Origin of the sequence: Rhodococcus sp. B50 (genome assembly GCF_013602415.1) — a bacterium.
Taxonomy (GTDB): Bacteria; Actinomycetota; Actinomycetes; order Mycobacteriales; family Mycobacteriaceae; genus Rhodococcus.
The window spans coordinates 4,494,604-4,521,525 of the sequence record NZ_WPAG02000002.1 but is presented as its reverse complement, the minus strand read 5'-3'; the positions used below and the strand labels follow the sequence as shown (position 1 = coordinate 4,521,525).

Below are 26,922 nucleotides of genomic sequence, written 5' to 3'. Positions count from 1 at the left end.
TTATCTCCCCCAGGCACCCAGCAGCGTACGTGCTGCAGCGACGACGGCGAGTGGTTGATCGATCATCGGATGGTGTCCCGAGGCCGGAAGATCGATCAGAAGTGCATCCGGGCCCAGGTTGTCGACGATCCGCCCGTAGAGCGCATCGTCGATGATGCCGCGTTCGCAACGGAAGTAGGCGACAGCACATCCCGGATTCATCACCTCGAGGCTACGGCGTCCCTCGCGGCCCATCCGGAGATTGTCGAATTTCCACGACCAGCCCCCGTCCACCTGCTTCAGCGCCCCGCGGGCGATGTGCTCGAGCACGTAGGGTTCGGCGTCGTCCTGCGGCGGCACGAGACGGAACCTCGCGACGGCGTCCTCCACCGCGGCGTACACCTTCGGCGGCCTCGCGCTCGCGACGGCCTTCGCACGCATCTCGAGTTCCTCGGGCGTCATGTCGCGGATCGGCGAGTCGATGATCACCACGCCCGTGAGCTTGTCGCCGTGCAGGTGCGAGGCTGCGAACGACACGATCCCACCCATGCTGTGGCCGATCAGGACCGGCGGGCCGCTGATCCCGCCGGCTTCGGCCGCGGCGAGGACCTCCTCGGCCCACGCTTCCAGGCTGTAGTGCTCGCGGTGGTCGCTGTCGCCGTGGCCGCTCAGGTCGAGTGCGACGACGCGCCGACCGGCCGCGAGCTGCGGGCCGATGTGGTCCCACCACCCCGAATGCGCCATACCGCCGTGCACCAGCACGACACCTTCCCGGCCGGATTCGCCCCACGCCCGGTAGGCGATGGTTGCCCCCGCTACCTCGACCTTCCCCGTCTCGACAGGTGCGGCGAGGGCGTCGACGAACCACCGAGGAGCAGATGCGTTATTGCTCATCATCCGAACCTATGTCAGATGTGACGAGCGCCAACATCCGGGCCACCAGTTCGATCCGTCGCTCCTCGAGTTCCGGCTGCGGATGCACCGTCGACGCGAGCGCCTCGCCGTCGAACATGTGGACGAGCGAGAGCAGGAGGGTGTCGAAAACCTCGGACGGGAACCGCGCCGCGACCGGCAGCGACCTGCCGAAATCCACGATCTGGGCGTGATATTGCTCGGCCATCGGCGCCAGATGCTCCCGCAGCGCCGGATCGGTGCGCGCCGCGCCGAGCAGTTCGTACCAGGCGGCGTTCATCGGTGCCCGGCACGCGGTGCGCAACAGTTCGAGGCACACCCGCACCGATTCGACGGCGTCCGCCCGCTCGTCGCCGAGCGCCGCGAGTCCCGCCTCGAAGTTCGCGAACTGTCGCTCCCGGACGGCGTCGGCCGCCGCGATCATCAGGTCCAGCCGGGTCGGGAAATGCCGGAACACCCCACCCGACGACACCCCCGAGCGCCGGCACACCTCGCCGATCGTGGTCGCGGTGTAGCCGAGCTCGGCAAGGGACGTGATGGCCGCGTCGAGGATGCGGCCGATCGTCTCCTCCCTGCGCTCCTGCTGGGTGCGGCGTACTGCGGGTGCACTCATGCGACGGGCTGGCCCGCCGGGGTGCGGATCGGCGCGGGTCCCCGCTCCTCCACCCCCGCGCGCAGGAACCGGCCGGTGCCGACGGTACGTCCGTAACCGGGCACGAACTCACCGTCGCGGAAGACCACCCGCCCGGCGACCGCCGTCGCCGTCACCGCGCGATCGTTGCGATTGACCATGCGGCGGATGCCACCGAACTCCTCGAGCGGAGCCTCGTGATAGGCATCGACGTCACCGTTCAGCCCGGCCGGATCGACGACGACGAAGTCGGCACGATCCCCCACCCGCAGATAGCCGGCGTCGATTCCGTAGAAGTCGCCGAGTTCGCCGGTGAGTTTGCGGACTGCTTCGGGAAGCGTCAGGAACGGCCTGCCCTTCTTCCCGGCGTCGTGGACGCCTTTCCTCTCGGCATCGTGGACGCGGCGGAGCAGGCAGATCGCGAAGTTGTAGAAGGCCATGTTCCGCAGGTGGGCGCCGGCATCCGAGAATCCCACGGTGACGCCGGGCGTGCGGATGAGCCGGTCCGCGACCTTCGGTCGGTCGTTGGCGATGACGGTGTGCCACCGGAAATTCCGCCCGTACTCGACGACGAGGTCGAGGAAGGTGTCGACCGGATGAAGGTTACGCTCGCGCGCGACGTCGCCGATCGACCGGCCGACGAGCGAGGCGTCGGGGCATTCGACGATCCGGGTGTCGTCGAAATCGCGGTGCCACACCCGGGGCGAGAACTTCTTCTCGAAGTCCTCCCGGAACCAGCGACGGTAGGCCTCGTCGCGCAGCAGGTCGTTCCGGGCGAGTTCGTCCTGCAGATGGAGTGCGGCACGGCCCGATCCGAACTCCTCGAAGACGACGAGGTCGATGCCGTCGGAGTACACCTCGAAGGTCGTGGGCAGGTGCTGCCAGCGGAAGGCACCCTTGCCGATCTTGTTGGCGGCGAACGCGATCGGCGCGAAGATGCGGTTGACCCACCGTTCGGCCTTGGTGTCGGCCGCCGCGAGGACCGAGGCCTTCATCGGCTTGCGTCCGATGCCGGTGCTGGCCAGAGCGAAGAACGCGACGTCGTACTTGGTGTTCAGGTTCGGCACGGCCTGCAGGGTGCGACCGCGGCGGCGCAGGATCTTGTGCAGGCGGCGGAATTCCGACCATGAGGCGTGGGTCGACGGCAGCGTGCGCGAGCGATAACGGTCGCCGTCCATCTTGTCCCACGGGTTCGTCATGGTGGACACGCCGAGGAAGCCCGCGTCGAGGGCGTCCTCGACCCGCGCGTCGATGTCGGCGAGTTCGGCGCGGGTCGGCCGGTTCGCCGATTCAGTGGAGCGGCCGAGTCCCATCACCGAGGCGCGGACGTCCGAATGACCGACGAAGGCAGTCACGTTCGGTCCGAGTGGCAACGCGTTCAGCGCATCGACGTACTCGCGGGGGTCGGTCCAGGTCTTCGACTTCTCGAGCGCCGACAGGACGTGTTCGCGCGGGAGCGCCTCGACGCGACTGAACAGGTCGGCGGCGTCGACGGGCGGTACGAACACCGTCGAGATCGAGCAGTTGCCCATGAGCACCGTCGTGACACCGTGCCGCACCGACTCGGGCAGGCCTGGACCCACGAGCACTTCGGCGTCATAGTGGGTATGGGTGTCGACGAAGCCGGGCATGACCCAGCGGCCGTGCGCGTCGACGACCTCGGTGTCCGGACCTGCCGATAGTTCGTCGGGGGTTGCGGTGACGACGACACCGTCGCGAATGCCGAGGTTACGGACGACACCCGGAGCGCCCGTTCCGTCGAACCAGAGACCGCCCCGGACGATGACGTCGAAATCCCCATGATTGTGATCCACACCACTCATGGCGCGAGGGTAACACGAAGAAGAGGTCGCGCACTCTCTATATTCCCGGCCCCGAGCGTCTACGGTTCGGCCATGGATCTCGACACCACTCCGGCACTGCTCGTCGACCGCGACGTCCTCGATCGCAACATCGCGCGTATGGTGGCGTCCGCCCGCTCGAGGGGCATGTCGCTGCGACCCCACGCGAAGACGCACAAGTGCCTCGAGATCGCGCGTCGCCAACTCGATGCCGGGGCCCGGGGACTGACCGTCGCGACCGTCTCCGAAGCGGAAGTGTTCGCGGATGCGGGCTTCGACGACCTGTTCGTCGCGTACCCGCTGTGGGTCGACACGGCTCGCGGTGCCCGCCTGCGCGCTCTGACCGATCGGGTGCGGCTCACCATCGGAATCGACTCCGAGAGCGGCGCTCGGCAACTCGCCGACCACGCCGGCACGGCCATCGGTGTGCTCGTCGAGATCGACAGCGGTCACCACCGCACCGGCGTGCGGCCCGAGCAGGCCGGAACGGTGGCAAAGGCGGCTCGCAGTGCGGGTCTCGACGTGCGCGGTGTCTTCACTTTCCCCGGCCACTCGTATGCACTCGATGCTCCGGACAATGCTGCCCGGGACGAGGCCGGCGCACTGGCTACGGCTGCCGATTCTCTTCGCACTGCGGGGATCGACCCGTCCGTGATCAGCGGTGGGTCCTCGCCCACCGCCCTTCTCGACGTGCCCACAACCGCAACCGAATTGCGTCCCGGTGTGTACGTCTTCGGCGATGCCCAGCAACTCGAGCTGGGGGCGGCGGCCGAAGCCGACATCGCATTGACGGCACTCGCCACCGTCGTCTCGGCTCGCGACGAGGTCGTCGTCCTCGATGCGGGTTCGAAGGCGCTCGGCGCCGATCGGCCAGCCTGGGCCACCGGGTACGGACGCATCCTCGGCGAGCCCGATGCCCGCATCACCGCGTTGTCGGAGCATCACGCGACGGTGCACTGGCCGAACCCGTCGACCCGCCCGCATCTCGGGCAGAGGGTGCGGGTGATTCCCAACCACGTATGCAACGCCGTGAACCTCGCGGACGAGTTGATCGCGGTCTCCGGCGACGCTGTGGTCGAGCGATGGAAGGTCGCGGCACGAGGGTGCAACACGTGATTCCGAGCCAGTCCCCCACGATCACCTCGAACTCGGCGTGTAGGTCACGAACACGACACCGATCCGTCCCTCGCGCCGTTACGCTGCGTTGATGCCGCTGAACGCCGACCTTGCCGGACGCACCTTTCCGCCGACGTCCTATCTCGTCGGCCGGGAGAAGATCCGGGAATTCGCCCGCGCCGTCCGATCGACACATCGGATTCATTTCGACCCGGAGGCAGCCCGAGCCGCCGGCTTCACCGATGTCGTGGCTCCTACGACCTTCACCACCGTCGTCCAGAGTCCTTCGGTGACACAGCTTCTGGAGACGCCGGGTACCGGTCTCGAGCTGCACCGGGTGGTGCACGGGTCCGAGAAGGTCGAGCACCGGCGACCGATCGTGGCCGGCGACGATCTCACCACCACGCTCACCATCACGGAGGTCACCGAACGGGCCGGAAACCACATCCTGTCCACGGTCTGCGAGATCCGGGACGACACAGACGATCTGGTCGCGGTGGTCACTTCGACATTGCTTCACCGAGGAGACGGCGCATGACCCTCGGCACCGCACTACGATTCGACGAACTCGATGTCGGCGCGGTCATCGCGAAGACCGAGCTGACGGTGACCCGCAACGATCTGGTCCGCTACGCCGGAGCCTCGGGCGACTTCAACCCGATCCACTACGACGACACCGTCGCAGCCGGTGAGGGGCTCCCCGGCGTGCTCTGCCAGGGAATGCTCACCGCAGCCCTCGCCCTGCAGACCGTCACCGAGTGGCTCGGGGATCCCACCGCGGTGATCTCCTACGAGACACGGTTCACGCGACCCGTTGTGGTCGATCCGGTGCACGGGGCCGTCCTGTCGGTGTCTGCGAAGGTGAGCCACCTCGAGAAGGTGGAGCGCATCGCACGCATCGATCTCACGGTATCCGTCGGCGACCGGCGGGTGCTCGGCAAGACCCAGGTCCGGCTCGCGTTCTCGTCCTGACGCCGAGCGCCGGGAATTCGCCGACGGAACGGACCTCGGCACGAGAGAATCGGCCCATGCCACGGACACTTCTCGCGAGCTTGGTCGCCGCAGCAACAGCCGTGTATCTCGGGGCATGCGCGTCCCCGTCGAGCCCGTCCGTCGACGAGGGCCCCACCCGGGTGAGTACCGTCGCCGAGCCCTCGACGCCCGAAACGGGTACTCCGCGCGTGACCGGCACCGTCGCGTCCGGTCTCGACACTCCGTGGGGAGTTGCTTTTCTGCCCGGCGGTTCTGCCCTGGTGACCGAGCGCAACACCGGCCGGATCGTCGAGGTCAGCGAGGGCACGGCCCGCGAGGTGGGCCGCATCGACGACACGCGCGCACAGGGCGAAGCGGGACTGCTGGGGATCGCCGTCTCCCCGGCCTTCGACTCCGACCGATTCGTATACCTGTATGTCACCACCGAGAGCGACAACCGGGTACTGCGCACCACTTTCGACGGCACCGCCCTCGCGGAACCGGAGGTGATCCTCGACGGCATCCCGTCCGGCCGGATCCATGACGGTGGGCGGATGATCTTCGGCCCCGACGGGATGCTGTACGTCGCGACCGGCGAGGCGGGTGAGCGTGAACTCGCCCAGAATCCGGAATCGCTGGGCGGCAAAATTCTTCGTATCACCGGCGACGGCGAGCCCGCACCCGGCAACCCCGATCCGGCGTCGCCGGTGTTCTCGCTCGGCCACCGCAACGTGCAGGGACTCGCGTTCGACGGCCGGGGACGGTTGTGGGCGTCGGAGTTCGGGCAGAACGACGTCGACGAGTTGAATCTCGTGACGGCCGGCGCGAACTACGGCTGGCCCGAGGTCGAGGGGATCGGTGGCTCCGACGAATTCGTCGATCCGGTGCTCACCTGGCCGGTCTCGGAAGCGTCCCCGTCCGGGCTGGCGTGGTTCGACGGCAGCCTGTGGATGGCGGGTCTGCGTGGAGAACGGCTGTGGCGGATCGACGTCGGAGAGGGCGAGGCAGCGACCGCCACCGATTTCCTCGCCGGTGAATACGGGAGGTTGCGGACCGTCGTCGCCGCGCCCGACGGCTCGCTGTGGCTGACGACGTCCAACCGGGACGGTCGCGGCAGCCCGGCCGACGACGACGATCGCATACTCCGGGTCGAGATCTCCTGACGATCAGGGAACGAGAACGACCACCGTCTCGGCGACCAGCGCCGGACGCTCCCCGCCCTCGATCTCGATGGTGTATCCGACGACGAGGTTCGCGCCCTTGGCGGTGCGCTCGAGCGACTTGAACTCCGCACCGCCACGGATCCGCGAACCGACAGGGACCGGCGCGGGGTAGCGGACCTTGTTGCTGCCGTAGTTGACCTTCATCTTCAACCCTTCGAGGGAGAAGATCTGGGTGCCGAGGATCGGCAGCAGCGACAAGGTCAGGTAGCCATGGGCGATGGTCTTGCCGTACGGGCCGTCCTTGGCACGCTCGGGATCGACGTGGATCCACTGGTGATCGCCGGTGGCCTCGGCGAACAGGTCGATCCGCTTCTGGTCGATCTCGAGCCAGTCGCTGTAGCCGAGGTGCTCGCCGACGGCCTTCTCGACCTCGTCGATTCCGTTGAAAACCCGCATTGTTGCTCCTGTCGATATGTGGCGACGGTCAGAGACCGGCTCGTCTGAGTGTGACGCGATAGGTGTAGTGTTCGGGCAGAAAGTAACTCACCGACAGCTCGGTGGGCGCCCCGGCGTCGTTCGAGTACAGCCGGTCGACGCGCAGCAGCGGATGCCCCACGGCACAGTTCAGTTCCGTCGCCACCTGCTCGGTGGCGAGCGAGACCGTGATGGACTGTGCGGCTTCGACGATGGGACTGTCGAGATGGGGTTCGAGCAGGCCGATCATCGTGTTCCGGCTCGACGCGCCCACTTGCAGCTCCGGCGAATCGAGCACGTACGCCGCGACCTGCTCGGGCAGATGGACGGTGGTGAGCACGAACGGAATTCCGTCGTGCAGACGCTTGAACACCGCCGTGTACAGCACGTCGGTGTCGAGGCGGAGCCGGCTCGCGGCATCGATGTCGACTCCGCGCCGCAGCGGCGAGACGATCTGCATGACGGTATCGGCGGACAGAGCGAGCAGATCCTCGATCGAGCCGAGCTGACGCCGGTAGCGCCGGCCCGACTCGTTCGCGAAGGTGCCGCGTCCGGGCACGCGGTAGACGATGCCGTCGGCGACGAGATCCTGGAAGGCGCGGCGCACTGTCTGACGGCTCACCCCGTGTTCCTCGGCGAGTTCGGCTTCCGTCGGCAGCCGCGTACCGTCGCTGTACCGTCCCGCCTCCACGGCCTCCCGGAGCAGGCGCGCGAGTTGCGCGTAGGCCGGTTCCGTTTCCCGCACCTTGTAGTCCATGACGGACCGATCCTAGCGGCCGGTCGTCACAGTCCGCCGCGTGCGACGAGCTGGCTCGCGATGACGTTGCGCTGGATCTCGTTGGTGCCCTCCCCGACGATCATCAACGGTGCGTCGCGGAAGTAGCGCTCGACGTCGTACTCGGTGGAGTAGCCGTACCCGCCGTGGATGCGCACCGCGTTCAGGGCGATCTCCATCGCGATCTCCGAGCAGTACAGCTTGGCCATGCCGGCCTCCATGTCGCACCGCTCGCCGCTGTCGTACTTCTCCGCCGCGTAACGCGCCAACTGCCGGGCCGCGGTGAGCTTGGTGGCCATCTCCGCCAGATAGTTGCCGATGGACTGGTGCTTCCAGATCGGCTGGCCGAAGCTCTCGCGCTGCTGCGCGTAGGCGAGCGAATCCTCGAGCGCGGCGGTCGCGACACCGAGAGCACGCGAGGCGACCTGCAGGCGGCCGGTCTCGAGGCCCTTCATCATGTGGGCGAAGCCCTTGCCGGGCTCGCCGCCGAGGATCGCGTCGGCGGAGATGCGGTAATTGTCGAAGCTCAGCTCGCACGACTCGACGCCCTTGTAGCCGAGCTTGGGCAGGTCGCGCGAGACGGTCAGTCCCGGGCCGTGCTCGACGAGCACGACAGAGATGCCCTTGTGGCGCGGCTGGGCGGCCGGGTCGGTCTTGCACAGCAGCGCGATCAACCCCGAGCGACGGGCATTGGTGATCCACGTCTTGGCGCCGTTGATCACCAGCTCGTCGCCGTCCCGCTTGGCGACGGTGGTCATCGCCTGCAGGTCCGAACCGCCGCCGGGCTCGGTCAGCGCCATCGTGGCGCGGATCTCGCCGGTGGCGAGCTTGGGCAGGTACTTGCTCTTCTGCTCCTCGGTGCCGAACAGGGTCAGCAGCTTGGCGACGACGGTGTGCCCGCCCATCGCACCCGACAGCGACATCCACCCGCGGGCGAGTTCCTCGGTGACCTGCACGTAGCAGGGCATCGACACCGGCGATCCGCCGTATTCCTCCGGCACGGCGAGCCCGTAGATGCCGATCTGCTTCATCTGCTCGATCCACTTCTCGGGGTACTCGTTGGCGTGCTCGACCTCCTGCACCGACGGCTTGACCTCCCGATCGATGAAGTCGCGGACGGTCTTGACCAGAAAAGTCTCTTCGTCGTTCAGGTAGGTCACGGGCGATCCTTCGGTCGGGACGGGCCCCACGGACCCGGGAAACTTTGTACGGCCATTTTGTGGACGAAGTTCGGGCGTGTCAACGCGAAGGCCACCATTCGACGCCGTGATTGCAGAGTTTTCGCCGATACGAACGACTGCACCTTCCTATGAGCACGCCTCTCCACGGGGTGGCATGTCGCCAATAATGGCCGTACATTTAGCGCCGTCATTGCCGACCGAACTCCCCGAGGTCCCCGTGTCTTCCGAGCAACACCTCCGCCGGCGCGCCGTTCTCGTCGCCCCCGGCTCCGACGAACGCAAAGCCGGTAAGGCCCTCGCCTCCGCCGCCGACGAAGTGGTCCTCGACCTCGAGGACGCCGTCACGGCCGCGCAGAAGGACGCCGCCCGCGCACTCGTGGCTCCGCTGGTCCGCGAACACGGCGGCGAACGCACCGTCTCCGTGCGCATCAACGGCCGCGGCACCCCCTGGTTCGAGGACGATCTGCGCGCGTGCGCCGCGCTCGGCGATGCCCTCGCCTCGATCGTGATCCCCAAGGTCGAGAGCGCCGACGATCTCGTCGAGGCCGACCGCGTCCTCGGGACCGATTCGGCCGTCACGGTGCAGGCCCTCATCGAGACACCCGCCGGGGTCCAGCGCATCGACGAGATCGTCGCCGGACCCCGGGTGGCCGGCGTGATCATCGGTTACGCCGACCTCGGCGCCTCCCTGGGCCGCGCCCGCACCGCCGCCCCCGAGCACTGGCTCTACGTGCAGGACCGCGTGCTGCACGCCGCCCGGGCCGCCGGTGTCCAGGCCATCGACGGGCCGTTCCTCGGCATCGCCGACGACGACGCCTTCCGCCACTCGGCGCAGTGGGTCGCCGATCTCGGATTCGACGGCAAATGGGTCATCCACCCCGCGCAGATCACCTCCGCCGCAGCGGCCTTCACCCCCACGGACGATCAGGTGGATGCCGCCCGTAAGGTCCTCACCGCACTCGAGGACGCCGAGAACCGTGGCGCCGGAGCCGCTCAGCTCGACGGCCAGATGCTCGACGAGGCCGTCGCCGTCGCCGCCCGTCGCACCCTGTCGAAGATCGGAGCCTGACAACCATGACCACCTCGTACGTCGGCGGACCCTATTTCGACGAATTGACCGTCGGCCAGGTCTTCGACACCGCCCCCGCCGTGACACTCACCGACGGTCTCGCCGCCGCGCACCAGAGCATTCTCGGTGACCGCCTGCGTCTTCCGCTCGACAAGCACCTGTCCGCCGCCGTCGCGGGGGGCCCGGTCGCCCATGCCGGCTTCGTCACCGACATCGCGATCGGCCAGTCCACGCTCGTCACGCACCATGTCAAGGCCAACCTCTTCTACCGCGGCCTACGTTTCCGCCGCTTCCCGCACATCGGTGACACCCTCTACACCACCACCGAAGTGGTCGGGCTGAAGGAGAATTCGGCGAAGCCCGGCCGCAAGCCCACCGGTCTTGCGGCGCTGCGGATGAACACCGTCGACCAGGACGGCAACACCGTCCTCGACTTCTACCGCTGTGCGATGCTGCCGCTGAGCGAGAATCCCGACCCCGCACGCGTCGTGCACTCCGACGACCTGTCGGCCATCGGCCCGCAGGACGAACCGCAGTGGTCGGCACCCGCCGACTGGGACCTCGACGTCTACCGGGCGAAGGTACCGGGCGACCACTTCGACAAGTCCCTCACCGGCGCCGTGCTGCAGTCCAGCGGCGACGTCGTCTCGAGCGCACCGGAACTCGCGCGCCTGAGCCTCAACATCGCGGCGACGCACCACGACGAGCGGGTCGGCGCGTCGGGTCGTCTCGTCTACGGCGGCCACACCATCGGACTGGCGTTCTCGCAGGCGACGCGCGCCCTGCCGAATCTCGTGACGGTGCTGGGCTGGAAGTCGTGCGACCACACCGGGCCGGTACAGGAGGGCGACACCCTCACCAGCGACCTGCACGTCGAATCGGCCGAACCCCTGGCCGAGGGTGGCGGCGTGCTGAACCTGCGGTCGCTCGTCTACGCACACCGCGGTGATGCCGAGCCGGCGCCCGTCCTGGATTGGCGGTTCACCGCGCTCATGGCCTGACGGCCCTGCTGCCGAGACCGACCTTGTGCGCGAAATCCTTTGGAACATCGCGCACAACGTCGGTTTCGTCGTTACCCTTCGCGGATCTCGTCCACCAACCCCCAGTCGAGTGCGCGGGAGGCGTCGAGAGGCGCGGCGGTGACGAACAGGTGCAGCGACCGCCACCTGCCGATCCGCCGCGGGATGCTGACCGTCCCGCCGGCCCCTGGGATGAGACCCATCGAGACCTCAGGGAGACGGAAGACGGTGCCGGAGGCGGCGACGACCCGTCCCGCGAAGGCCGGGATCTCGATACCCGCGCCGATGCAATGACCGTGCACTCGCACTTCCATGCGATCGGCGAGTTCGGCGACGAGACGTCCCGCTCCCCCGCGCGTGCGGATGAAATGCGCGAGGGTGATGTCCGGGGTGCGGCCGAACTCGTCGAGGTCGCCGCCGGCGCAGAACGACGATCCCGCCCCGTCGAGCACCACTCGTTCGACGCTGTCGTCGACAAGAGCGAGACGCAGCGCGTCCACGAGGGCATCGCGCAGCACCGTGCCGTAGGCGTTGCGTCGTTCGGGACGGTTGAGCGTGATGTGCAGGTCGTCGCCGTCCCGGGCGATCAGCACCGGCTCGTCCGAGGGCGGCGGCAGGGGGCGCGGGCCGCGTTCGGTGAGCCAGGCGGCGAACTCCGGTCCTCCCTGCAGGGTCGAATAGGCGAACGATTCGACGTCGATCGCGTCCGGTACCGCGAGCGTCTCCGACGCGCACACGACCTGCCGAGCGACGAGCGCCGCCTGTGGGTTCCTCGAGACCGCCTCGGCGAACTCCGCGATACTCGCGTCCGGGTCCGGAGTGTCCACCACCCCGCGAGACGAAGCCACCGGCGCGTACGTGACGTCGAGGGCGTCGATCAACGGACCGACTTCGGCGGGGATCTCGCGGGTCGCGCGGCCGACGAGGATCCGGTCGGCGAGTGCGGCCCGCTCGACCGCGCGCTCGATGTCGGGAATGTGCTCGTCGAGGTCGACGACCACCATCGGACGGTTCACGGCACCCCCGTCACCGAGAAGAGGCTCTCCCGCCCCGCCGTTCGCCAGGTCTGCAGCGGAAAGAGTCACCGCTCGTGCCGTATCCATGTGGTCCGTCCTTGTGCTCCACCAGGCCCCATCCGGCACGAAATGTAACATCACGGTCGTGGCCATCGACCTCGCGGCGGACCCGGTACGAGATTGGGCGGAGAGCGGAATTGCCTCTCTGACCGGCAGAGTCGACGGGCCCCCACTCCTCCCTCCCGGCCGTGCCACCACTGTCGCCCGCGAACGTTCCGCGTGGATCGCAGCGGCATCGGGTGGTGTCGTCGACGTCGACGGCGCGCGCCTGCTGTCCGAGCGTGCCGCGTTCACCGGTCATCGTCGCAGTGGAGCGGTGTCGGCCGGAGGTGCGTGCCGCCTGCTGCCGACGATCGACGGATGGGCGGCGGTCTCGTGCGCGCGTCCCGACGATCCGCTGCTGCTCGGCGCCCTGATCGGTGCGGAGATCCCCGACGATCCGTGGCCTGCCGTCGCCGACTGGCTCGTCGAACACACCGGATCAGAGCTGGCCGAGCGCGCCGAACTGCTCGGGATCGCGGCGGGCCCCGTCGAACACGGTGCGGCCGCTCCCCCGGCACCGTCGGAACCGCGCTCGGTCGACGGTCTGCTCGTCGTCGACTTCAGTGCCCTGTGGGCCGGGCCGTTGTGCGCGCACCTGCTCGGCCTCGCCGGTGCGCGCGTCGTCAAGGTCGAAACGCCGTCGCGGCCGGACGGTGCGCGTCGCGGCAATGTCGACTTCTACCGATTGCTGCACGGCGGGCACGAGTCCGTCGTGCTCGACCCGGACGATGCGACGCAGCGCAGTGAACTCGCGGAGTTGGTGGCAGCGGCCGACATCGTGATCGAGGCGTCGCGACCACGCGCACTCGCGGGTTTCGGCCTCGACGCCGCGAGGGCCGTGAACGAGGGCACCACGTGGATCTCGATCACCGCCCACGGACGCGATTCGCACCGCGTGGGTTTCGGTGACGACATCGCCGCCTCCGCCGGCCTGATCGCGTACGACGCGGAGGGTCCCGTCTTCGTCGGTGATGCGATCGCCGATCCGCTCACCGGTCTCACCGCCGCGGCGCTGGCGATGTCGGCTCCGCCCGACGGACGTGGAATGCTCTGGGACATCTCGATGTCCGCGGTCGTCGCGGCGACCCTCGACGAGCCGACAACCGTGTCCCGACCCGCCATTCGTGAAGGCGAGCAATGGGTGTTCCCGTCACCGTCCGGTGTCGTTCCGGTGGCCGAACCACGGAAACGCGACATTATCGGCGAGGCAGCCGAATCCGGACGGGACACCCGACGTGTCCTCACCGATCTGGGCATCCGGTCGTGACCATCCTCGTCGTACGGAACGTCGAGATCGACGGTGTCGGTGGGGCGGATGTTCTGATCCGCGACGGAGCTGTCGCGGCCGTTGCCCCGGAAACGCCCGTGCCTTCGTCCGCGGAGGTCGTCGACGGCGACGGAGGCGCGCTGCTTCCAGGACTCCACGACCACCACATCCACCTGCACGCCCTTGCGGCCGATCGTGCATCGGTCCGGTGCGGCCCGCCTGCCGTCCGAACCGCCGATGACCTCGCCCGCGCACTCGGAACCGCTCCCGGCGAGGGATGGGTCCGCGGTGTCGGGTACTCGGAAGACATTGCAGGCCTGTTGGATTCTGTTTCACTGGATGCGCTGCACGCCGACCGTCCGGTGCGCATCCAGCACCGGAGCGGCGCAGTGTGGTTCTTGAACTCTCCCGCCGCCGTACTCACGGGCCTCGCGACCGCCGACCACCCCGGCGTCGAACGCGACGAGAAGGGACACCCGACGGGGCGGGTGTGGCGCGCCGACACGTGGCTCCGCGACCGGCTACCGGACTCGGCCCCTCCGTCGCTCGCCGATGTGGGTGCCGAGCTGGCGTCCTACGGCATCACGGGCCTCACCGACGCGACACCCGACCTCACCCCGTCGACCCTGGAACACCTTCGCGCCTCCCATGTCGACGGGTCCGTCCCGCAACGCATCCGACTCCTCGGCGCGCCACTCGATTTCGCCGGATCCGGGACGTTCGCCGCGGGACCGTACAAGATCGTGCTGGCCGATTCCGGGCTACCCGACCTCGACCATCTCGCGACGACGATCCGCCGCGCCCACGATGCGGGCCGTGGCGTGGCGGTGCACTGCGTCAGCCGCGAGGCGTTCGCGATCCTGCTCGCCGTTCTCACCGAAGTGGGTACCGTGCCCGGCGACCGCATCGAACACGGCGCTCTCGTCCCGGCCGAATCGATCGACGACCTTCGATGCCACGGCCTACAGGTTGTCACCCAGCCGGGTTTCCTCGCCGACCGTGGCGATGCCTATCTGCGCGACGTGCCCGCAGGCGACCTGCCCGATCTCTACCGCTGTCGAAGTCTGTTCGACGCCGGAGTGCCGCTCGCGCTGTCGAGCGATGCACCGTACGGACCCGCAGATCCGTGGACGGTGATGTCCGCCGCGGTCACCCGCACGTGCCCCACCGGCGACGTCGTCGGGGCGGACGAACGTATCCCTGCCGCGACCGCGCTGGCCCGGTACCTGGCCCCGCTCGACAACCCCGGCGGAGCTGCTCGTCGTGTAGAGGGCGGGGCGCCGGCCGATCTCGTCCTGCTCGACCGTCCACTGGCCGGTGCCCTCGCCGCACCCACCGCCGACGCGGTCCGCGCGACCGTCATCGGCGGCCGCGTCGTCCACCACACCTGATCTGCTACGACTTCGGCTATCCGCCACAGCAATTTGCCGTAGCGGATAACCGGGACGGTAGCGGACACCGAACTCAGGGCACGGTCCACGTGTTGTCGCCCCGCAGCAACTGTTGCAGGTCGGCCGTGCCGGACTCCTGGGCGCTCCGCACCTGTGCGCGGGCGGCATCGTCGTAGGTCGTCCGCACGACCTGCCGGACGATTCCCGTGACGACGTAGCGAAGATCCTGATCCGACAGGCGCGACAGTGCATACGCGTACTCGGGGTCGTCGGTGTGCGCGTCGTGCACGACGATGTCGGCGGCATCCACCTCGGAGCGCTGCGCCACCCGCAGACCGAAACCTTTTCGGATGACGCACAGCTCGTCGTCGACTCCGAAGATGATCGGTTCGCCGTGCCGCAGCGGGATCAGGTGCGACGGCGCTTCGTCCTTGCGCAGCACGTCGAACGATCCGTCGTTGAAGATCGGGCAGTCCTGCAGGATCTCGACGAAGGCCGCACCGCGATGGTGTGCCGCCGCGCGCAGCACGTCCGTCAGCCCGGCGCGATCGGAGTCGAGAGCGCGCGCAACGAAGGACGCTTCGGCACCGAGCGCGAGCGACAGGGTGTTGAACGGAGCGTCGACCGAGCCCGCGGGCGACGACTTGGTGACCTTACCGACTTCCGAGGTCGGCGAATACTGTCCCTTGGTGAGACCGTAGATCCGGTTGTTGAACAACAGGATCCGCATGTTCACGTTGCGTCGCAGGGCGTGGACGAGATGGTTGCCGCCGATCGACAGGGCGTCGCCGTCACCGGTGACGACCCACACCGACAGATCCGGACGTGTGACCGCGAGTCCGGTCGCGAGCGTCGGCGCGCGTCCGTGGATCGAGTGCACACCGTAGGTGTCGAGATAGTAGGGGAACCGCGACGAGCATCCGATGCCGGACACGAACACGAGATTCTCACGCCGGACGCCCAATTCGGGCAGCAGGCTGCGGACCGTCGCGAGGATGACGTAGTCGCCGCAGCCCGGACACCACCGCACTTCCTGGTCGGACGTGTAGTCCTTCGCCTTCTGCGGGTCGTCCGTGCGGGGCACACCGTCGAGCGCGTCGATGTGCGGGCGGAGTCCGAGATCGTGGCCGAGGAGTCCGGTCATGCTCGTGCCCTCTCTGCTGTCGGGTCGAGTTTCGTCGAAGAGGCCACCGCGTCAGGTGTCCGGGACCGTTCGATGTCGGCCAGTGTCCCGGCGAACTCGGCTTCGATGGCGTCATGGAGTTCGTCGGCGCGGAACGCCATGCCGGACACCTTCGTCACCGGCTGGATGTCGGCATCGAACCGCGACCTGAGCAGGAACGACAGTTGCCCGAGGTTCATCTCGGGAACCAGGACTCGCCGGTAGCGACCGAGCACGTCCCCGAGATTCTTGTGCATCGGTGCGAGATGACGCAGGTGCGCTCGGGCCACCCGATGCTGGGCACGGCGGGCGCGGCGCACCGCCTCACCGATCGGACCGTACGACGAACCCCACCCGAGAACGAGCACCTCGGCGTCGCCGGTGGGGTCGTCGACCTCGAGGTCCGGGACGTCGATGCCGGCCACCCGCGCGACCCGCAGTCGGGTCATCAGCTCGTGGTTGGTGTGGTGGTACGAGATGTCGCCCGTACCGTCGGCCTTCTCGAGACCTCCGATCCGGTGCTCGCGACCTGCGGTTCCGGGAATCGCCCAGTCGCGCGCGAGAGTCTCGGGGTCGCGTGCGTAGGGCAGGTAGCCGGGGTCGTCGTCGTCCGGCGACTGTGCGAAGCGCGGGTCGATGCGCGGCAGGTCGTCGATGTCGGGGATCCGCCACGGTTCGGATCCGTTGGCGATCGCGCCGTCGGACAACAACATGACCGGCGTGCGGTAGGTGATCGCGATGCGCGCGGCCTCGAGTGCCGCGTCGAAGCAGTCGGCGGGCGACTGCGGGGCGACGATCGCGACGGGCGATTCGCCGTTGCGGCCGAACATCGCCTGCATCAGGTCGGCCTGTTCGGTCTTCGTCGGCAGTCCCGTGGACGGTCCACCGCGCTGGACGTCGACGACGATCAGCGGCAGTTCGGTCATCACCGCCAGACCGATGGCCTCGGATTGCAGGGCGATCCCCGGACCGGAGGTGCTGGTGACGCCGAGCGCCCCGCCGTAGGACGCGCCGATCGCGGCGCCGATGCCCGCGATCTCGTCCTCGGCCTGGAAGGTGTGCACACCGAAGCGTTCGAGCTTGCTCAGTTCGTGCAGGATGTCGGAGGCCGGGGTGATCGGATAGGTGCCGAGGAAGACGTCCATGCCCGCCGCGCGACCTGCGGCGACGAGGCCGTAGGCGAGCGCCGTGTTGCCGGTGATCTGCCGGTATGTCCCGGACGGCAGCGACGCGCGCGCCACTTCGTAGGTCGTGGCGAACGCTTCGGTGGTCTCCCCGTAGTTCCACCCGGCACGCAGGGCGAGAACATTCGCGTGGGCGATGTCGGGTTTCGACGCGAACTTACGCTCGAGGAACGTCTCGACCGGCGCGATCGGACGCCCGTACATCCACGACAGCACACCGAGCGCGAACATGTTCTTCGAGCGCTGCGCGTCCTTCTTGCCCACGCCGGCCGGTTCGACGGCACCGGCGGTGAGCGTGCTCATCGGCAGGGCGTGGACGGTCAGGTGTTCCACGGCGTCGGTGCCGAGCGGATCGGCGTCGTATCCCGCCTTGCTCAGATTCCGTTTGGTGAACTCGTCGCTGTTGACGATGACGGTGCCACCCCTGGGCAGGTCACCGACGTTGGCCTTGAAGGCCGCCGGATTCATCGCGACCAGGACGTCCGGCCGGTCGCCGGCGGTGAGGATGTCGTGATCGGCGATCTGGATCTGGAAGCTCGAGACTCCGGGCAGGGTGCCCTGCGGGGCCCGGATCTCGGCGGGGAAGTTGGGTTGTGTGGCCAGGTCGTTGCCGAAGGCCGCCGCCTCGGCGGTGAACCGGTCACCGGCGAGCTGCATGCCGTCGCCGGAGTCGCCGGCGATGCGGATGACGACCTGTTCGAGTTTCGCGCTCGACGCCATGCGCTCCATCGTGGCCCTCACGCGCGCATGTGCAACCGTTTCTCCCGAAAATTTTCTGCCGATCAGGAGCGGACGGTGTCCCCGATGAAGCTCAGCGCCTGAGGCCAGGACACGGCGTAGGCCTCGGCATTGACGGGATTGCCGTGCCGGTTGCGGGAGGAGAAACCGTGTTCGGCGCCGGGGTAGACGTGGGTGAGGGTCGCGCCGGTCTCCCGCTGTTGCAGCGTGGCCTGCAGGTTCCCGAAGGTCTCGGCGCTCATGATCGTGTCGGCCCCGGCGTGCAGCACCATGACGGGTGCAGCGACGCGACCTGCGTGGTCGACGGCGTCGAGCGTGTGGTTCGGGGCAGGCGGCACCGCGATCGACGGGTGATAGGCCACCACGTTCGCGACCCGCATGTCGCGGGCGCCGAGGATGAGGGCGAGACGACCGCCGAGGCACCACCCGATGACGCCGATCTTCTCGAGCCGGAGTTCGCCGAAGGCGTGGTCGAGCAGGATTGCCATCTCCGCGAGGCTCTTCTCGTCGTCGAGGCCGCCCATCAACTCCATGAGCTCGTCGCGCGAGGTGTCGTCGGCGCTCGGTCCGTGCCACGGATCCCATACGAGTGCGGTCACTCCGGTTCCGGCGATGTCGTGCGCGTACTCGCGGACCTGGGCGTCGATGCCGGTGATCATGGGTAGCAGCAGCATTCCTCCGGTGGCACCGCCGAGCGGCCTGGCCAGATAGGCGCGCAGGCCTGCGATGTGAACGAATTCTGCCTCGATGTCGGTCATCGACCGTCCTTCCACTTGCGTCGATTGTTCGTCATGATCTTCGTACGAAGTCGTCTCCCGGGCAGCGGATGCGCCCGTCGGCGCAGTTCACGCACCGCTCGTCCCACTCACCGAAAAAAAATGAGAACATCATTTCCGTTTTGCGGTATCGTTCCTCTCATGCACCGGCGGGTGGTCGGAGCACGGCAGACGGCACGCTCGAAAGGGATACAGGCAGATGGCTCGCACCGTATTGGTCAGTGGTGGCACCGGCGGCCTCGGCAGCGCCGTGACGAAACATCTCCTCGACACCGGATGGCGGGTCGTGGTGCCGTGGCTGGTCCGCGACGAGCTCGAGCGCGTGGGTACGCATCCGAATCTCCAGCTCGTGCAGGCCGACCTCTCCGACGAGCAGCAGCTCGAGGACGCCCTGAACTTGGCGTGCGACGATCCCGAGGCTCCCCTGTTCGGCGTCGTCAACCTCGTCGGCGGTTTCACGTCGGGGCCGCGGGTACACGAGACTCCGATCGAGGTGCTCGACTCCCAGCTCGACCTCAACCTGCGCACCGCCTATTCCGTCAGCCAGGCCGCACTGCCCCACCTGATCCGCCGCGGCGGTGGATCGATCGTCTGCATCTCCACCGCCGCGACGCTCAACCCCTTCCCCGGCGGCGCGTCCTACATCGCCTCCAAGGCTGCGGTCTCGGCGCTCGTCGAGACGATGGCGCTCGAGTACCGCGACGACCACATCCGCGTCAACGCGCTGCTGCCCGTCGTCATCGATACCCCGGCCAACCGCGCCGCGATGCCCGACGCCGACACGAGTCGCTGGTCGAAGCCGGCCGACATCGCGAAGGTCATCGAGTTCCTGATCTCCGATGCGGGCGCCTCCATCACCGGCGGCCTGATCCCCGTCACCAACGTCGGCTGAACTCAGACCGACTGGAGGCGGCCGAGTCTGGTCGCACGTTCGAACGCTCGCCGTTCTGCGTAGTTCATGCCGCCCCATACGCCGTGCGTCTCTCCGGTGCGCACGGCGTGCGCCAGGCATGCGTCGATCACCGGGCAGGAGCGACAGACCTCCTTCGCCTGCCGCTCGGCCCGGAGCACCGCACCGCGGCCGTCCTCGGGCTGAGGGAAGAACATCGCCGTGTCCACCCCGCGGCACCGCGCCGCGACCACCCAGTCGCGGTCACCGGATCCGTACATCGCCGCCTCCTTGCCCTCGGGCCATCGCGGACCCGCACTCGCCGAACGAGTATTTGTACGGCCATTTTTCGGTACCCGACGAGGATCGTCAATCGCTGAACAGCGCAGATCCATCAGAATCGACGATGGCAGTCGCTTCGGATACCTATAAGCACCGGACGCTATGGCCGCACATTTGACCAGCGGCCGACACGGAGCGGATCAGCCGACGATGCCGGCCTTCTTCAGGCCCGCAATCTGCTCGTCCGTGAGCCCGAGATCGGCGAGCACCGCGTCGGTGTGCTGACCGAGCCCCGGCACCGCACCCATCGGCAGTTCGACGTCGCGGAAGTTCATCGGCGGCAGGATGCCGCGCACCGGCCCCGCCTCCGTCTGCACCTCACGCCAGCGGTCGCGCGTCGCGAGCTGCGGGTGCTCGATGAGCCCGCGCAGATCCCGCAGCTGCGCGGCGGGAACACCGGAGTCCGCGAGCTTCTCGTCGAGCTCCGCGCTGGTGAACTGCTTCGTGGCCCGCGCGACCAGCGCATCGACTTCCTCGCGGTGACGCACCCGTTCGAGGTTGGTGGCGAAGCGCGGGTCGTCGCCCAGTTCGGGAATGCCGAGGACCTCGGTGAGCGTGCGCCAACCCCGATCGTTCTGGACGCCGATGAGGATCTCGCCGTCCGCGGTGGGGTACTTGTCGTACGGCGCGATCGACGTGTGCGACAGACCCATCCGCGGCACCTGCCGCCCCTGGTACATCTGCAGGTACATCGGGTAGCCGAGCCACTCGGCGGTCGCGTCGAACATCGACACGTCGATCGTCGCGCCGACGCCGGTGCGGTGCCGGCGCAGCAGCGCCGCCTGGATGGAGGTGAGCGCGTACATGCCCGCGGCGATGTCCGAGGTGGGGATGCCCGTCTTCACCGCCGTCTCGGGCGTACCGGTGATCGAGCACAGACCGGTCTCCGACTGCACGAGCATGTCGTAGGCCTTGCGGTCGCGCATGGGTCCGTCTGTGCCGTATCCCGACATGTTGACCACCACCAGTTCCGGGTGGTCCGCGCGCAGATCGTCGGCGCCGAGCCCGAGTCGCTCCACCGCGCCGGGGGCGAGATTCTGCAGGAAGACGTCGGCGCCGCGGATCAGCTTCTTCACCGCGTCGATACCCTCGGACGCCTTCAGGTCCACCGCGAACGATTCCTTGCCGCGGTTGAGCCAGACGAAGTGTGCGGCCAGGCCGTGCACGGCACCGTCGTAGGCGCGCGCGAAATCGCCGTCGCCGACGCGTTCGACCTTGACGACACGAGCTCCGAGGTCCGCGAGATGGCGCGTCGCGAGGGGCGCGGCGACCGCCTGCTCGAGGCTCACCACGGTGATGCCCTCCAGCGGCAGGCCGGCAGAAACCTCCACCCCACTCCGATTGGTTCCGTCGCTCGTCACCCTGGTGTCCTTTCGCGTCCGCGGTTCCCCATCCGGCGTCGCTGTATGTCTACCAGGACGAACAGGAACTCCTCAGTAATACCTCTGAGGTATCGATTCGCGTCCTATTGGGTATTGGACTGCAAAGCCGAGCCCTGACACTCTCTGCTGAGACGCAGACCACATTCCACCCGCCCCGTCGAGGGCGTAACAGACGGAGGGCGCATGAGTTCGTCCACACCTACCGATCAGGAGATCGCGAAGAAGGCCCGCAAGGCCGGCATCGCCTCCTTCATCGGCACCACCATCGAGTGGTACGACTTCTACATCTACGGCACGGCCGCCGCACTGGTGTTCGGCCAGGTCTTCTTCTCGGACGAACTCTCGAGCGGTGTCGCGACCCTCCTCGCGTTCGTCACCCTGTGGGCCGGCTTCCTCGCCCGTCCGCTCGGCGGCGTCATCTTCGGCCATCTCGGCGACCGGATCGGCCGCAAGAACACCCTCGTCATCACGCTCGTCATGATGGGCATCGCGACGGTGGGTATCGGTCTGCTCCCCACCTACGCGCAGATCGGAATGTGGGCGCCGGTCCTGCTGGTCTTCCTGCGCATCGTGCAGGGTGTCGCGGTCGGCGGCGAATGGGGTGGCGCTGTCCTCATCGCCAGCGAGAACGCACCCAAGGGCAAGGGAATTCTGTATTCGGCTTTCGCACAGCAGGGTTCGCCCGCCGGCAACCTGCTGTCGACGATGGCATTCTTCTTCCTCGCAGCACTGCCCACCCCGCAGTTCCTGATGTGGGGCTGGCGCATCCCGTTCCTGTTCTCGGCGCTGCTCGTCATCGTCGGCATGGTCATCCGGCTCAAGCTCGAAGAGTCGGATGCCATGAAAGCCGTTCTGGCACGCAAGAAGACCGTCAAGCTCCCGATCAAGGAAGTGCTGCGCAAGCACTGGGTCCTGGTCCTGCTCGGTGCCGGCGCGCTGCCCCTCGCCCAGGTGACCTATTTCAAGAACACCTTCGCATTGTCGTGGGCGACGAGCGAACTCGGTTACGAGCGTGGCACCTTCCTCGCGATCATCGCGATCGCCCTCGTCGTGCAGTTCATCGTGCAGCCCTTCGGTGCCGTCCTCGTGTCGAGGATCGACATGCGCAAGGCCATGCTCCTGATGATCGTCCCGGAGCTGTTCCTCATGCCCGCGATGTTCTACGCCATCCGCACCGAGACCTTCGCGGTCGCCGTGATCGGCATGTGTCTCGCGACGATTCCCCACTCGATGTTCTACGGCGCCATCGCCGGCATCCTGGCCCGCGCCTTCCCCGCGAACATCCGGTACTCGGGCCTGTCGCTGGCCTACCAGCTGTGCTCGCTGATCGTCGGTGGTGGCACCCCGGTGCTCGCGCAGTACCTGCTCAACTCGTCCGGCGACGTCACCGGCGTGGCCATCGCGGCCGGTTGTTACGCAGCGGTCTCCCTCGTGTGCACCCTGGCCCTGCTCAAGCGCACCGGGTACGACCCGAAGGCACCGTCGGTCGCCGAGCAGTCCGACGCCGAGGAACTTGCTCTCGAGCAGTCCGAGGCAGCCGAGCGCGAGCGTCGTACGCCGGTGACCGAGGACACCCCTCGCCCCGATGACACCCCCCGAGATCGCGTCCATGCATAGCGCGGATCCCTCGCATTCGGGGCCGGCCGGCGCAGTCGCCGGCCGGCCCCGGTCACTCCGGGGTCGGCAGTGCCTCTTCGGACAGACGGAGAACCTCCCGCAGGGCGGCACTGTCGTCGTCCTCCCGCCACACCAGCCGCACGTCGAGCGGCTCGGGATGGTCGGCGAGGGGGACGAACACGACCTCGGGGTTGATGACGTTCGCCGCGACCGACGAGACCGTCATCGAACATCCCACGCCGGCCGACACCAGGGCGATCAGCGACAGCGAGTCCGGGGCGCTCTGAACGATTCTGGGTGTGAACCCGACATCGTGGGCGAGCCGGAGCAGGAGTTCGCGCAACATCGATCCGGGTTCGGCGGGCAGCATCACCCAGGCCTCGTTCGCGAGATCCTCCAGCCGGACGCTCTCCCGGTCGGCCAGCGGGTGCTCTGTGGGCAGTGCCACGACGAGGTTCTCGCGGGCCACCACGCGCGTCGCGATACCCGGCGGGAAGAACAACAGCCGCACGATACCGATGTCGAGCCTCCCCGCTGCGAGCTTGTTGAGTGCCTCGCTCGCGTACGCCGAACTGTCGAGCACGAACTCGATGCCGGGATGGGTGCGCCGCACGAGTTTCGCCCAACGGCCTACCAAGTAGTGCGAGGACGAACCGGCGAAACCGATACGGACCCTGCCGGTCCGACCCGACCCCGCAGCAGTCACCGCCATCTCCGCCGATCGGCAGGCGTCGAGGATGTTCCGGGCCGGTTCCACGAGCGCCCGACCGCTCTCCGTCAACCGCACACTGCGGGTGTTGCGTTCGAAGAGTTCGGCTCCGAGCTCCTTCTCGAGTCTGCGGATCGTGCGGCTGAGCGGCGGTTGGGCCATATGCAGCCGCTGCGCCGCCCGACCGAAATGCAGCTCCTCCGCCACCGCCAGGAACGCTTTCACCTGCTGGATCTCCACTCGTCGATTATCACGCCTGCGGGCGCCGGACACCCGACACCGAATCACCGACCACACGGAGGACGACCGGTATGCCGGACAAACTCATGACCATGCGCGAGGCGATCGCCACCTATGTCGAGGACGGGATGACCGTTGCCCTCGAGGGCTTCTCGCATCTCATCCCGTTCGCCGCGGCGCACGAGATCATCCGGCAGGGCAGGCGCGACCTGACGCTGTGCCGCATGACCCCCGACATCATCTCCGACCAGCTCATCGCCGCCGACTGCGTATCGAAGCTCGTCGCGTCGTTCTTCGCGAGCGGCTCGGCCGGTTCGCTGTACGAGATCCGCCGGCGCATCGAGCACCACGACCCCGTCGCGCTGGAGGTCGAGGAGTACAGCCATTACGGCATGGTCTGCCGCTACCAGGCCGGCGCCGCGGGGCTGCCCTTCTTCCCCCTACGGTCCTATGCCGGCAGCGACCTGCCGAAGATCAACCCGAACATCCGGCTGGTCGAAGACCCCTTCGGCGGCGGCAGCGTGTACGTCGTCCCGCCGCTGAACCCGGACGTGACGATCATCCACGCCCAGCGCGCCGACCGCTCCGGCAACGTCCAGATCTGGGGCATCGCCGGTGTCCAGCAGGAAGCGGTCTATGCGGCGAAGAAGGCCATCGTGGTGGTAGAGGAGATCGTCGACGACGACGTGATCCGCTCCGACCCGAGCCGCACGCTCGTCCCGTCGCACGCCGTGGACGCGGTCGTGCTGTGCCCGCGCGGAGCGCACCCCTCCTACGCGCAGGGCTATTACGACCGTGACTGCGCGTTCTACCGTCGCTGGACCGCGATCAGCAAAGACCCCCAGCAGCTGCGCACGTGGCTGAAGGAATGGGTCCTCACCACCAACGATCACTCCGAATACCTCGAGAGATTGGGCGAGGACTACTGGGCCGACCTCGAGGTCGCCCCGCGCCCCTCCGGGACCGTCGATTACGGGAGCCGAAAGTGACTGCCACCGAAACCTTCTCCACCACCGAGCTGATCGTCTCCGTCGCCGCGCGGGCTCTGGCCGGAAAGGCCCGGGTCTTCGCCGGGGTGGGTCTGCCGACCCTCGCCGTCGATCTCGCCGCCCGCACGTCGAATCCCGACGTCGAGCTGATCTACGAATCCGGCGTCTGCGGCGCGCACCCCGAGGCGATGGCCGAGGGCATCGCCGACTCCGTCGTGGTCTCCGGCGCCGAATCCGTCGTGTCGATGGCATCCCTGTTCGGGTACGTGCTGCAGGGCGGCAACGTGGACGTCGGATTCCTCGGCGCGGCTCAGATCGACCGCTACGGCAGCCTCAACACCAGCGTCATCGGCGACTGGGACAAACCCACCGTGCGGCTGCCGGGCGGCGGCGGAGCCGTCGAGATCATGCCCAACGCGGGCGAGGTCTTCGTGATCATGCGACGCCACGATCCGAGCGCATTCCCCGCCGAACTGGACTTCTGCACGTCGCCGAGCCCGGTGCGCGCCCGCGAGGCCGGTGTCGGCATCATGCCGCGCGGCCGCGGGGTGACGAAGGTGTTCACGAGCCTGGGTGTGCTGTCCCGGAAGGACCCGTTCGACGAACTCGAACTGACCAGCATCCACCGCGGTGTCACGGTGGACGAGGTTCGCGCGGCGACCGGGTGGGATCTGAAGGTCTCCGACGACCTCACACGCACGGAGGATCCCACGGCCGAGGAGATCGATCTGCTGCGCAACGAGATCGACAAGGTCCGCCTGTATCTGCGGTGATCCCGCCGAGCCCGTCGACGTGACCGACGTGGCGGCTGGCAGGATGTCCGCAACGGACGACGCCCGGATCCTGCGAACCTGCGCGTCCCTGTGGTGCTCGGCGGACGGACCGCCGCGTGATGCGGGAAGGCGGCACGTCATGCACGCGAACGCGATCCACGACCTCGTGGACGGCACGGTCGTCGCGGCCGTGATGCCGTTGACCGCGGCGGATTCCGGCGCGGATCGGGGCGTCCCCGTCCTGACGCCCTTGACCGACCTCGCGCGCAGGCCGGTGGCCGGACGCGCTTCCGTCGCACTGGTCGACGAGCACGAGGTGTTCGCCGATCCCCCGACGGCCCTGCGCGGGATCGCCGCTGTGCGCGAGCGCGGATTCGCCGTGGCGGTACGCGTCGCGGACTCGGCGTCGCGCGCCACGGTGGTACTGGCCTTGGTGGAACCGGAGGTGGTCGTCGTACCGGCCGAGGCGTTCGTCGCATCCGACGTGCGGGCCGCCACGACCCTGCTGTCGTTGCGGGCACACTGCGAGCGCACGAACTCCGTCGTTCTCGCCGAGGGCGTCGACTCCGACCTGCATCGCCAGGCAGCCCTCGCCCACGGTATCGACTTCGGTTGCGGTGCAGCACTACACACTGCGGAGAGTGAGGCCGATCCTTCGTCGCCGAACGGCGGGTTGTTCCGTGAACCCACCTGGAGCGCACCGCTCGACGATGCGACCGCCACGCCCTTCCGCATCCTGTCGGCGGGGCGGGAACGCGTGCGGAGCGGCAAGGGCCTGCTGGTCTCCATGAGCGCCGACCTCGAGGTGCGAGCCGAGAAGGCCGGCCCCGACACGGTCGCCCTCGGCACCTTCCAGCACCACGACCATTTCACCGGAGCGGCGCGGAGACGCTGGATGTCGATGGCCGACACCCTCGCGCACGTCGCGGTCTTCGCGGTCGGCTTCGGCGCGAGCGTCTCGGGCCCGAACCTCGTCCGGATCGAGCCGCACGATCCACTCGTCGACGAGTGGAACGTCATCCTCCTGGGAGAGTCGTTCGCGTGCGCGCTCTCGGCCCTCGACCTGCACCGTCGAACGGCCGGCGGTGAGCGGGAGTTCGAGTACGTCGTCTCCTACGATCGCGGGGCCGTCGCCCGCGCGGCGCGCGCGACCCTGACCCGTCCCCGACCGGCACCCGTGGAGGCTCCGCCGTCGCCCTGAGCCGCGACCCGC

Annotated in this window: 26 protein-coding genes; 13 read left to right on the top strand and 13 right to left on the bottom strand. The window is 68.2% G+C overall.

From position 1 onward, the window contains the following. Genes GON09_RS21305 through GON09_RS21295 form a run of 3 tightly spaced genes read right to left on the bottom strand, consistent with a single transcriptional unit; the run spans nt 1 to nt 3,345 of the window. Nucleotides 1-873: an alpha/beta fold hydrolase gene (locus GON09_RS21305; protein ID WP_213933599.1), complete on the bottom strand. Its 873-nt coding sequence runs from the start codon at nt 871-873 to the stop codon at nt 1-3. Beyond that, nucleotides 863-1,504 (bottom strand): TetR/AcrR family transcriptional regulator, encoded by a 642-nt coding sequence (locus tag GON09_RS21300; RefSeq protein ID WP_213933598.1) that lies wholly within the window; start codon nt 1,502-1,504, stop codon nt 863-865. Before GON09_RS21300 ends, GON09_RS21305 begins: the two co-directional genes overlap by 11 nt. Then, a complete protein-coding gene (locus tag GON09_RS21295) occupies nt 1,501-3,345 on the bottom strand; it encodes an N-acyl-D-amino-acid deacylase family protein (protein ID WP_213933597.1) in 1,845 nt (614 codons plus the stop codon). Before GON09_RS21295 ends, GON09_RS21300 begins: the two co-directional genes overlap by 4 nt. Before the next feature lie 72 nt (nt 3,346-3,417). On the opposite strand from GON09_RS21295, the gene GON09_RS21290 reads away from it, so the two are divergent. From GON09_RS21290 to GON09_RS21275, 4 genes are all read left to right on the top strand, one after another. Next, nucleotides 3,418-4,479, top strand: coding sequence for a D-TA family PLP-dependent enzyme (locus tag GON09_RS21290; RefSeq protein WP_213933596.1), 1,062 nt, complete (start codon nt 3,418-3,420; stop codon nt 4,477-4,479). 91 nt (nt 4,480-4,570) lie between these two features. Further along, nucleotides 4,571-5,017 (top strand): FAS1-like dehydratase domain-containing protein, encoded by a 447-nt coding sequence (locus tag GON09_RS21285; protein WP_213933594.1) that lies wholly within the window; start codon nt 4,571-4,573, stop codon nt 5,015-5,017. Further along, the gene (locus GON09_RS21280) at nt 5,014-5,451 is read left to right on the top strand and encodes a MaoC/PaaZ C-terminal domain-containing protein (protein WP_213933593.1); all 438 of its coding nucleotides are present in this window, start codon (nt 5,014-5,016) and stop codon (nt 5,449-5,451) included. Before GON09_RS21285 ends, GON09_RS21280 begins: the two co-directional genes overlap by 4 nt. Before the next feature lie 56 nt (nt 5,452-5,507). Beyond that, nucleotides 5,508-6,614, top strand: coding sequence for a PQQ-dependent sugar dehydrogenase (locus tag GON09_RS21275; protein WP_244865587.1), 1,107 nt, complete (start codon nt 5,508-5,510; stop codon nt 6,612-6,614). A gap of 3 nt (nt 6,615-6,617) precedes the next feature. On the opposite strand, the gene GON09_RS21270 is transcribed toward GON09_RS21275, so the two are convergent. Genes GON09_RS21270 through GON09_RS21260 form a run of 3 tightly spaced genes read right to left on the bottom strand, consistent with a single transcriptional unit; the run spans nt 6,618 to nt 9,023 of the window. Further along, nucleotides 6,618-7,070 (bottom strand): MaoC family dehydratase, encoded by a 453-nt coding sequence (locus GON09_RS21270; protein ID WP_060650304.1) that lies wholly within the window; start codon nt 7,068-7,070, stop codon nt 6,618-6,620. Nucleotides 7,071-7,098: 28 nt separating this feature from the next. Then, nucleotides 7,099-7,845, bottom strand: coding sequence for a GntR family transcriptional regulator (locus GON09_RS21265; RefSeq protein ID WP_213933592.1), 747 nt, complete (start codon nt 7,843-7,845; stop codon nt 7,099-7,101). Nucleotides 7,846-7,871: 26 nt separating this feature from the next. After that, on the bottom strand, nt 7,872-9,023 hold the full coding sequence (locus tag GON09_RS21260; RefSeq protein ID WP_213933591.1) for an acyl-CoA dehydrogenase family protein: 1,152 nt from the start codon (nt 9,021-9,023) through the stop codon (nt 7,872-7,874). Nucleotides 9,024-9,234: 211 nt separating this feature from the next. Between GON09_RS21260 and GON09_RS21255 the strand changes: the two genes are divergently transcribed. Together GON09_RS21255 and GON09_RS21250 are read left to right on the top strand one after the other, a co-directional pair. Beyond that, nucleotides 9,235-10,113 (top strand): HpcH/HpaI aldolase/citrate lyase family protein, encoded by an 879-nt coding sequence (locus GON09_RS21255; protein ID WP_213933590.1) that lies wholly within the window; start codon nt 9,235-9,237, stop codon nt 10,111-10,113. 5 nt (nt 10,114-10,118) lie between these two features. After that, the gene (locus GON09_RS21250; RefSeq protein ID WP_213933589.1) at nt 10,119-11,114 is read left to right on the top strand and encodes a MaoC family dehydratase; all 996 of its coding nucleotides are present in this window, start codon (nt 10,119-10,121) and stop codon (nt 11,112-11,114) included. Between the two features lie 71 nt (nt 11,115-11,185). On the opposite strand, the gene GON09_RS21245 is transcribed toward GON09_RS21250, so the two are convergent. Beyond that, nucleotides 11,186-12,235 (bottom strand): enoyl-CoA hydratase/isomerase family protein, encoded by a 1,050-nt coding sequence (locus tag GON09_RS21245; RefSeq protein ID WP_213933588.1) that lies wholly within the window; start codon nt 12,233-12,235, stop codon nt 11,186-11,188. 58 nt (nt 12,236-12,293) lie between these two features. Here GON09_RS21245 and GON09_RS21240 point away from each other — a divergent pair, with 58 nt between their 5' ends. After that, nucleotides 12,294-13,517 (top strand): CoA transferase, encoded by a 1,224-nt coding sequence (locus GON09_RS21240; protein ID WP_307854437.1) that lies wholly within the window; start codon nt 12,294-12,296, stop codon nt 13,515-13,517. Further along, entirely contained in the window at nt 13,514-14,908 is a 1,395-nt protein-coding gene (locus tag GON09_RS21235) for an amidohydrolase family protein (RefSeq protein WP_213933585.1), read from the top strand. The genes GON09_RS21240 and GON09_RS21235 overlap by 4 nt, the downstream gene beginning before the upstream one ends. Nucleotides 14,909-14,981: 73 nt before the next feature. On the opposite strand, the gene GON09_RS21230 is transcribed toward GON09_RS21235, so the two are convergent. Genes GON09_RS21230 through GON09_RS21220 form a run of 3 tightly spaced genes read right to left on the bottom strand, consistent with a single transcriptional unit; the run spans nt 14,982 to nt 18,750 of the window. Continuing rightward, nucleotides 14,982-16,052, bottom strand: coding sequence for a 2-oxoacid:ferredoxin oxidoreductase subunit beta (locus tag GON09_RS21230; RefSeq protein WP_213933584.1), 1,071 nt, complete (start codon nt 16,050-16,052; stop codon nt 14,982-14,984). Then, nucleotides 16,049-17,983, bottom strand: a complete 1,935-nt coding sequence (locus GON09_RS21225; protein ID WP_213934559.1) for a 2-oxoacid:acceptor oxidoreductase subunit alpha — start codon at nt 17,981-17,983, stop codon at nt 16,049-16,051. Before GON09_RS21225 ends, GON09_RS21230 begins: the two co-directional genes overlap by 4 nt. Before the next feature lie 53 nt (nt 17,984-18,036). Continuing rightward, nucleotides 18,037-18,750 (bottom strand): dienelactone hydrolase family protein, encoded by a 714-nt coding sequence (locus GON09_RS21220; RefSeq protein ID WP_213933583.1) that lies wholly within the window; start codon nt 18,748-18,750, stop codon nt 18,037-18,039. Nucleotides 18,751-18,967: 217 nt separating this feature from the next. Between GON09_RS21220 and GON09_RS21215 the strand changes: the two genes are divergently transcribed. After that, entirely contained in the window at nt 18,968-19,660 is a 693-nt protein-coding gene (locus GON09_RS21215; RefSeq protein WP_213933582.1) for an SDR family NAD(P)-dependent oxidoreductase, read from the top strand. A gap of 2 nt (nt 19,661-19,662) precedes the next feature. On the opposite strand, the gene GON09_RS21210 is transcribed toward GON09_RS21215, so the two are convergent. Together GON09_RS21210 and GON09_RS21205 are read right to left on the bottom strand one after the other, a co-directional pair. Further along, the gene (locus GON09_RS21210) at nt 19,663-19,938 is read right to left on the bottom strand and encodes a WhiB family transcriptional regulator (protein ID WP_213933581.1); all 276 of its coding nucleotides are present in this window, start codon (nt 19,936-19,938) and stop codon (nt 19,663-19,665) included. 201 nt (nt 19,939-20,139) lie between these two features. Then, entirely contained in the window at nt 20,140-21,360 is a 1,221-nt protein-coding gene (locus GON09_RS21205) for a CaiB/BaiF CoA transferase family protein (protein ID WP_213933580.1), read from the bottom strand. A gap of 204 nt (nt 21,361-21,564) precedes the next feature. Between GON09_RS21205 and GON09_RS21200 the strand changes: the two genes are divergently transcribed. After that, complete coding sequence (locus GON09_RS21200; RefSeq protein ID WP_213933578.1) at nt 21,565-22,998, top strand: MFS transporter; 1,434 nt, start codon at nt 21,565-21,567, stop codon at nt 22,996-22,998. A 52-nt stretch (nt 22,999-23,050) separates the two neighbouring features. On the opposite strand, the gene GON09_RS21195 is transcribed toward GON09_RS21200, so the two are convergent. Continuing rightward, nucleotides 23,051-23,947 (bottom strand): LysR family transcriptional regulator, encoded by an 897-nt coding sequence (locus tag GON09_RS21195; RefSeq protein WP_213933576.1) that lies wholly within the window; start codon nt 23,945-23,947, stop codon nt 23,051-23,053. A gap of 71 nt (nt 23,948-24,018) precedes the next feature. Here GON09_RS21195 and GON09_RS21190 point away from each other — a divergent pair, with 71 nt between their 5' ends. The 3 genes from GON09_RS21190 to GON09_RS21180 all read left to right on the top strand — a co-directional run bounded on the left by GON09_RS21190 (nt 24,019) and on the right by GON09_RS21180 (nt 26,910). Next, complete coding sequence (locus GON09_RS21190; protein WP_213933575.1) at nt 24,019-24,936, top strand: CoA transferase subunit A; 918 nt, start codon at nt 24,019-24,021, stop codon at nt 24,934-24,936. Next, nucleotides 24,933-25,709 carry a CoA-transferase subunit beta gene (locus tag GON09_RS21185; protein ID WP_213933574.1) on the top strand — a complete coding sequence of 259 codons (777 nt, stop codon included), beginning with the start codon at nt 24,933-24,935 and terminating at the stop codon, nt 25,707-25,709. Before GON09_RS21190 ends, GON09_RS21185 begins: the two co-directional genes overlap by 4 nt. A 139-nt stretch (nt 25,710-25,848) precedes the next feature. After that, complete coding sequence (locus GON09_RS21180) at nt 25,849-26,910, top strand: DICT sensory domain-containing protein (protein ID WP_213933573.1); 1,062 nt, start codon at nt 25,849-25,851, stop codon at nt 26,908-26,910. The last annotated feature ends 12 nt before the right edge of the window (nt 26,911-26,922 follow it).